We start from the raw sequence: 2,416 nt of genomic DNA, 5'->3' as shown, positions 1-2,416 counted from the left end.
GGAGGCGGCCGTCGTCCATCTCGACTTCGCGCTCGCGGGCTTCGCCGACCACGCGCTGCTGGACCTCGTACCGCCCGCCGAGGACGGTACGGACGGCGACGGCGACGGCGCCGACGANACGCGGCGTACGCGGAGGACATCGCCGTCCGCATCGCGGCGGCCGTCGACATGGCGCAGCTCACGCGGGCACGGCCCGCGCCGCACGGCGCGGGCGAGGGTACCGGCGAGACGGCGGCCGGCGGCCCGCCGTGGGCGGCGGACCAGCGGTAGCGGTAGACGAGCCGCTCGGCGCCGGAAGCCCCGCTCGGCGGTAGCTCAGCGGTAGAAGATCCGGTCCGCGTAGCGCTCCATCACGGTGTCGTTCCACGCGAGCCCGCCGTCGACGTTCCCGGAGCGCAGCAGCGGCGGCTCGATGCCGCGGTCGAGCAGTTCCCGTGCGGCGGTGGCGACGACGGCCTGCATCAGGGCGCTGGTCACCACGGTCGAGGCCGGCGCGAACGGCGCGGGGACGCCGTCCGTCGTCAACTCCGCGTCGCCGACGGCGATCCGGCTGTCGAGCACGACGTCGCAGTGGTCCTTGAGGAACGTGCCGCTGGAGTGCCGCGAGGACGTCTCCCGCGCGTAGGCGACGGACGTTACGCCGACGACCCTGATCCCCAGCTCCCGCGCGTGCGACGCCATCTCCACGGGCAGCGCGTTGCGTCCCGAGAGGGAGATGACGAAGAGCAGGTCGCCCGCGCGCACGGGACCGGTGTCCAGGACGGCGGAGGCGAGCCCGTCGACGCGTTCCAGGGCGCTGCCGAGCGTCGCGGGGCGTACGTCGACCCCGACCGAGCCGGGGACCGTCAGCAGATTCATCACGGCCAGTCCGCCCGCCCGGTAGACGACGTCCTGGGCGGGCAGCGAGGAGTGGCCGGCGCCGAAGGCGAAGACGCGGCCGCCCTCCTCGACGGTGCGGGCCAGCAGTGTGCCGGCGGCGGCGATCTCCTCGCCCCCGGCGTCCCGTACCTGTCCGAGCAGGGAGATCGCGGCGTCGAAGAAGTCGCTCGCCAGCGTGTTGTCACTCATCCCGCAGGTCCCCCAGGGGTCTCGTCGTGCGCGTCCGGCGCGGGGTGCGCGCGGCCGCGTTCGCCCGTGTCCGGCGCAGGCCGCGATCACGTTAGAGGTCTGGACCAGTGCCCTGTCAAGAGAGCAACCCGCACTGGGCGGGACGGTTGTCGGTGTGATGCGTCAGAATTGGCGCAGGGTCACGATGCACGACTGACGAGGGGCACGCATGTCCGGACTGATCGACACCACGGAGATGTATCTCCGCACCATCCTGGAGCTGGAAGAGGAAGGCGTCGTGCCCATGCGTGCCCGTATCGCCGAGCGCCTCGACCAGAGCGGGCCGACGGTGAGCCAGACGGTCGCGCGCATGGAGCGCGACGGCCTGGTCACGGTCGCGGGCGACCGGCACCTGGACCTGACGGCCGAGGGCCGCCGCCTGGCGACGCGGGTGATGCGCAAGCACCGTCTCGCCGAGTGTCTGCTGGTCGACGTGATCGGCCTGGAGTGGGAGCAGGTGCACGCGGAGGCGTGCCGCTGGGAGCACGTGATGAGCGAGGCCGTGGAGCGCCGCGTCCTCGAACTGCTGCAGCACCCCACGGAGTCGCCGTACGGCAATCCCATCCCCGGGCTGGAGGAGCTGGGCGAGGCGGCGGAGGTCGAGTCGTTCCTGGACGAGGGGATGGTCAGCCTGACCGACCTCGGTGCGGGCGGCGACGCGAAGACCGTGGTCGTGCGCCGCATCGGCGAGCCGATCCAGATGGACTCGCAGCTCATGTACACGCTGCGGCGCGCGGGCGTGCAGCCCGGCGCGGTGGTGAGCGTGAACGCCGGGGCGACGGGCGGTGTGCAGATCGGCAGCAGCGGTGAGGCGGCCGAGCTGGATTCGGACATCGCGTCGCACGTGTTCGTCGCACGCCGCTGAGCGCACGCCCCGGAGCCGCCCCGCGCGCGTAAAGCTTTGCCGAGTCCTCTGACGTCGCGTCAGCAGGTCAGGGGGACATCTGCGGCGGGCATGTGCGCCCGGGGCGCCGGTGGCGTCTTCCCAAGAGGCCCTGCCGGTACGAGAGTTACGGTAAACCGATAGCCCGGCCGTGCGGCGCGCGACGCTGAGCCCCCGCATGTACGGGCGGAGGGGAGCCGTCGATGGATCGCGCCGAGCGGGGCGAGCGGGCCGGTGGAGCGGCACGCGGGGCGTCGTACGGGGCACCGGGCGGGCCGCCGCCCGACAGATCCGGGAGTTCCACGCGGTCTGCGAGTCTCCCGGGATCCGGGCCACGGACCTCCGGGTCCGGCCGGCCGTACGAACCGCGCGGACCGGCCGCAGCGGCAGCGCCGGGCAGAGCGGTCCGCGGACCGCGGGGCGGCA

Annotated in this window: 2 protein-coding genes; one reads left to right on the top strand and one right to left on the bottom strand. The window is 73.4% G+C overall.

Translation table 11 applies throughout. The features are described from left to right. Positions 1–315 precede the first annotated feature (315 nt). Positions 316–1,068: an SIS domain-containing protein gene (locus tag AN218_RS08215; RefSeq protein WP_070016102.1), complete on the bottom strand. Its 753-nt coding sequence runs from the start codon at positions 1,066–1,068 to the stop codon at positions 316–318. 208 nt (positions 1,069–1,276) lie between these two features. Between AN218_RS08215 and AN218_RS08210 the strand changes: the two genes are divergently transcribed. Further along, positions 1,277–1,972, top strand: a complete 696-nt coding sequence (locus AN218_RS08210) for an iron-dependent transcriptional repressor DtxR (protein WP_070016101.1) — start codon at positions 1,277–1,279, stop codon at positions 1,970–1,972. Positions 1,973–2,416 lie beyond the last annotated feature (444 nt).

This window comes from Streptomyces nanshensis (assembly GCF_001751255.1).
GTDB classification, from domain to species: domain Bacteria; phylum Actinomycetota; class Actinomycetes; order Streptomycetales; family Streptomycetaceae; genus Streptomyces; species Streptomyces nanshensis_A.
The sequence above is the reverse complement of the archived record's forward strand: the minus strand, read 5'-3'. Positions and strand labels throughout refer to the sequence as shown.

What these genes read in the sequence shown, in the direction of transcription:
- AN218_RS08210 (WP_070016101.1), top strand. Translation starts at nt 1,277, where the DNA reads ATGTCCGGACTGATCGACACCACGGAGATGTATCTCCGCACCATCCTG.
- AN218_RS08215 (WP_070016102.1), bottom strand. Translation starts at nt 1,068, where the DNA reads ATGAGTGACAACACGCTGGCGAGCGACTTCTTCGACGCCGCGATCTCC.